The organism is Cellvibrio sp. (genome assembly GCF_053579595.1).
Genome location: NZ_JBRFPI010000103.1, coordinates 7,999 through 12,218 on the forward strand (window position 1 = coordinate 7,999; position 4,220 = coordinate 12,218).

7 protein-coding genes are annotated in these 4,220 nt (G+C 46.6%); 6 read left to right on the forward strand and 1 reads right to left on the reverse strand.

Annotation, left to right across the window (positions count from 1 at the left end):
* The 6 genes from ACWA6V_RS08550 to ACWA6V_RS08575 form a co-directional block, all read left to right on the forward strand.
* On the forward strand, positions 1–459 hold a 459-nt coding region (locus tag ACWA6V_RS08550; protein ID WP_449522085.1), incomplete at its 5' end, for a chemotaxis protein CheB.
* An 89-nt stretch (positions 460–548) separates the two neighbouring features.
* Positions 549–1,034 (forward strand): chemotaxis protein CheW, encoded by a 486-nt coding sequence (locus tag ACWA6V_RS08555; protein WP_449522086.1) that lies wholly within the window; start codon positions 549–551, stop codon positions 1,032–1,034.
* Positions 1,035–1,057: 23 nt separating this feature from the next.
* The gene (locus ACWA6V_RS08560; protein WP_449522087.1) at positions 1,058–1,396 is read left to right on the forward strand and encodes an FKBP-type peptidyl-prolyl cis-trans isomerase; all 339 of its coding nucleotides are present in this window, start codon (positions 1,058–1,060) and stop codon (positions 1,394–1,396) included.
* Between the two features lie 40 nt (positions 1,397–1,436).
* Positions 1,437–2,747 carry a hypothetical protein gene (locus tag ACWA6V_RS08565; RefSeq protein ID WP_449522088.1) on the forward strand — a complete coding sequence of 437 codons (1,311 nt, stop codon included), beginning with the start codon at positions 1,437–1,439 and terminating at the stop codon, positions 2,745–2,747.
* 12 nt (positions 2,748–2,759) lie between these two features.
* Positions 2,760–2,990 (forward strand): DUF350 domain-containing protein, encoded by a 231-nt coding sequence (locus ACWA6V_RS08570; protein ID WP_449522089.1) that lies wholly within the window; start codon positions 2,760–2,762, stop codon positions 2,988–2,990.
* 12 nt (positions 2,991–3,002) lie between these two features.
* Positions 3,003–3,881: a transglutaminase domain-containing protein gene (locus tag ACWA6V_RS08575; RefSeq protein WP_449522090.1), complete on the forward strand. Its 879-nt coding sequence runs from the start codon at positions 3,003–3,005 to the stop codon at positions 3,879–3,881.
* A 12-nt stretch (positions 3,882–3,893) separates the two neighbouring features.
* Here ACWA6V_RS08575 and ACWA6V_RS08580 read toward each other — a convergent pair.
* Positions 3,894–4,220: DTW domain-containing protein (locus ACWA6V_RS08580; protein WP_449522091.1), on the reverse strand; the 327-nt coding region annotated here is incomplete at its 5' end.

Here is a 4,220-nt window from a genome sequence, read left to right on the forward strand (position 1 = left end):
CAACACATAGATGCCAATCAGGCAGCAACGCTCAACCGCATGATGAGCAACGCCGGCAGTTATCCGGCCATGGTCGCCACCCAGGGCATAGTGTTAGAGGCCAACAGCCTGACGCTGGTAACCGCGCGCGATCCGGTCGAGATTCTGGAAAACGGTACATTAGTCGTGAATTACGGCCAGGCGTGGAAAGGCAGTTACGCGCCTTCGATTGACCAGATTGCCGCCAATGCCGCGCGTATTTACCGCGAGCGCTGCGGCTTGATTATTTTTACCGGCATGGGTGATGATGGCGCGGCAAGTTGCCGACTCATCAAACAAGTGGGCGGCAAGGCATGGGCACAAACACCCGATGATTGCACCAGCGATTCCATGCCCGTCTCCGCACTCGCCACCGGTTGCGTCAGCCTCAACGGCACGCCCGAATATCTGGCGCGCTCGCTGGCACAATTAAGACGTTAACGACTAATTCGATCAGTACCACTTTTATAAGTACACCTTTATAAATACGCCCTTATAAGTACAACGAGAACAGACAGGATCAGATTTTCATGAGAGCACCCCAGCGCATCGAGAAAAAAGTACAAGAAGTCGCCAGCCTGCTCATTCCGATTCAGGGGCGTTTGCTGCTCGCACCCAACGTGACCGTGGCTGAAATTGTGCCCGTCTCGCAAGTGATTCCCGTAGAAGATGCACCGGCCTGGTATCTCGGCAACTGCAGCTGGCGCGAACAAACTATTCCGCTGCTTTCATTTGAAGTGATGAACGGCGAAGACAAACCCGGCGTCGCCTCCCGCTCGCGTTTTGCCGTACTCAACACCACCGGCGTTAACGAATCACTCCCCTTTATCGCGATTCTCACCCAAGGCCTGCCGCGTTTGGCGCGCGTCACCGAAGAAGAAATCACCGAACGTGAAGACGCCGACAACAAACCCTTCGAACTTATGCACGTCTCATGGGCGGGCGAAGAAGCGGTCATCCCCCACGTAGAAGCAATGGAGCGCGCGTTTCTGGATTATCTGCACGTCGATAATTAATTGTCCGCGCAATCCCTTCAGCTATGAACGAACTCATCATTGAAGACCTACAAATTGGCGACGGCAAAACCGTCGTCAAAGGCGCCCTCATCACCACCCACTACACCGGCTGGCTCGAAGACGGCACCGAATTCGATTCCTCCCACCGCAAAAACAAACCTTTCCAATGCGTTATCGGCACCGGCCGCGTCATAAAAGGTTGGGATCAAGGCCTGATCGGCATGCAAGTCGGCGGCAAACGCAAACTGCAAGTTCCCGCACACCTAGCCTATGGCGAACGTCAAATCGGCGCGCTGATAAAACCGAACTCGAATTTGGTGTTTGAGATTGAGTTGTTGGAAGTGCTCACGCGGGACGACTGATTTGCGACCTTTCAAGGACTATTTTAAATTGAAATTTTTTATGCACTTGAATTTTATCGTTTTTATTTTGTTTACATTCTCTTTTCATAGCAACGCATTTGCGAATGATTCGCTGATCGAGCAACAACAAACTTCACTTTCTGAAATATCTACCTTTAAGGATATTTCCGGAGTGCGACATCGTGTTGTAACACTAGACAAGCCAACAGATAGCCATTTTTTTACCTATACAGATGATTCTGTATATGTGAACCATGTTTCGGATAAAAACAAAAACTTGAGACTGGTAAAATTTGAACATGAGCAATACAACATTGTCCCCTTCCAGAAACAACCTAATACTCCGTTATCCTGGACACTATCCGATATTCAAAAAATCCTAACACGCGATAAAGATGCATCAAAAAATGCGGCATTAAATAATGGCAAGGCTTTGCTGGTTGAGTTGAAACGCCAGTGCGGGCAGGTACGCGTTTTCGCAAAAATAGATGAAAAAGAAAGGGATATCAGAAAGTATTTTGTCGATTTTGAAAAAATTGGCGTAATGGAAAGCTATGACACTATCGAAGGAGTTACCTGCAACGATTCAACCGTTACTGTAGGAACATTAAGCTGTGCCTCTGAACGCGGCCCATGCAGACAACAGCTTTATTCAGCACAATATAAGAAAGAGAAAAATATGCTTTCCGAAGTTGAAATACTACAGAAGATCTATGGACCCGTAGGCGAAAAACACAAGTTATACTCTGTTCGATACGGTGAGAATAAGTATGCAAGCGTGTCATTAACTCGTTATATAGAGTTTTTAAACAGACAATTACTTTATGTGGCAACAACAATTACAGCGCAACCCGGGGATGAATTTATTTGTGGCGCATGCGAGAGAACTATCATTATTTCAGTGTTTGAAATGAAAAACAAAACTTGGGAATTGGTTGGCACCTCAAAGCCTTATTCCGTACACGCCTTCGCTAATCCTCAAATTCACATGCAGCAAATTGCGGATAATTCCGTGGGGATTGTCCTATCCTATTTATATGGCAGGCAGGGCGAACACACAATGAATCACAGGGTTTATAAAATTAATGCCGCAACGGTTGATGACGTTTTAGATTATGGCCATTTTTATACCCTCAAATTCGATTGCGAGTACCCCAAAAAGCCCTACTCTAATTTGGAATTTCTACAAGTTGGTGAGGATTGGGATATCAAGATCACATCAGGTCATTACATAACTAACGACTCATGTAAATCGACTGTATTTTCAAAAGAAGAAACTATTTATAAATATCAGAATGGCTCTTATCAGTTGAGCGATACGAATGCCGACGAACACATTGGAAACTACTAAGGTCACAACACAATGCAATGGGATTTTATTATCGCAACTACCGTCAATTTATCGATCAACCTGGCTTACACCCTGCTTGCCCTGTTTATCGGTGTTAAAGCGCTACTGATCATCGATGAAAAATTGCTAAAAAATATGAGCATCGAAGAAGAGCTTCAAAAAGGGAATGTTGCTGTGGCGATTTTTGCCTCTTCGATCCTTGTGTTTGTCGCCCTTATAGTGACCTTTGGTTTTAAAGGTTAAGGTTGCTGCTGCATGAGCCGCAAACGCAACAAGACTTTTTCATTCAATTCGTTTTTTACCATTCTGGTGTGGATCGCAATTGTTATTTGGCTGCGAGACCTGCGCGATGGCGAAGATCCCGTCATCAGCGCCCTGCTTGCACAAAGCCAGAGTGCAAGTGCCGCTATGCCCGGCGGTTTGGAACATGCCGGTCCTGCATCCGGCTCCGTTAGCATCACTGGCACCCTTGGCAATTACACCAGCGAAGAACTCAGCAGCCTTATCCAGAAATACAATCCCGGACCACTCAGTGGTATGTATTTTTTCCGTCTCAACAATATTGAAAACGCTACCGCCATAGCACCGGGGCTCGATGAACGTGGACATATCGTCAATGCGTTCCTCGAAGGCTTTAGCCCCTTTGTAGTCGATAATGTGTGGATGCCGCTCTACGTGATCGCCAAGCGCAAAAGCTACATGCTCGACAGCATCAACTACGGCAGGGAAGAACTCTGGCAAACCAGCCGCCAGGCATTTTATTTTGCCAATGGCGACTGCGAAGACCACGCCATTGTCTTGGCCGACTGGCTGATCGATATGGGTTATGACGCGCGAGTGGCGCTGGGTAGATACCAAAATACCGGCCACGCTTGGGTGGTATTAATTAAGGATAATCAGGAATTTATTTTAGAGGCGACGCAAAAATCCCAACTCAGTACCGGCATCCCCTACCCCCTCGCCGCCGCCCTACCCGAATACCAACCCATGGCTCAATTCAACCGCGATACTTTCTGGATCAACAACGGCAGCAACCTCACCATCCGCTATCGGGGTGATAACTGGGTAGCGCAAAGTCAGTATTCGCGCGGCGAGGATTTCAAATTCAATTGGGATGAGGCTGAACAAAGATAGGTTATTTAATATTTACGAATTAAAAAGCATAAACGCAGCATCCAAACGCTCAGCAATATCAATGTGATTTTTTGTAATGAGTATTTCCACCACACACTCAGCCGTACACAAACCTCCCTCCGGCTGATTGCGCCTAAGTTGATACTGGGAAATTTGCCGGGGATTAATATGTGCTCTGGGTAAGTTTTTTAAATAAGGACTTTTGTTAAACATTTTGCGTGCTTCTTGCCATGTGGCATCCAGCAAAATGATATTTTCAAAGGATTCAATCGGCGCAGCATCGGCATCGTCTACAGGATAAAGCAACACCGTATTTTCATGGTTAATTGCATTCAGCAA

Coding starts and splice junctions, on each gene's coding strand:
- ACWA6V_RS08555 (WP_449522086.1), top strand. CDS start 549: ATGAGAGCACCCCAGCGCATCGAGAAAAAAGTACAAGAAGTCGCCAGC.
- ACWA6V_RS08560 (WP_449522087.1), top strand. CDS start 1,058: ATGAACGAACTCATCATTGAAGACCTACAAATTGGCGACGGCAAAACC.
- ACWA6V_RS08565 (WP_449522088.1), top strand. CDS start 1,437: ATGCACTTGAATTTTATCGTTTTTATTTTGTTTACATTCTCTTTTCAT.
- ACWA6V_RS08570 (WP_449522089.1), top strand. CDS start 2,760: ATGCAATGGGATTTTATTATCGCAACTACCGTCAATTTATCGATCAAC.
- ACWA6V_RS08575 (WP_449522090.1), top strand. CDS start 3,003: ATGAGCCGCAAACGCAACAAGACTTTTTCATTCAATTCGTTTTTTACC.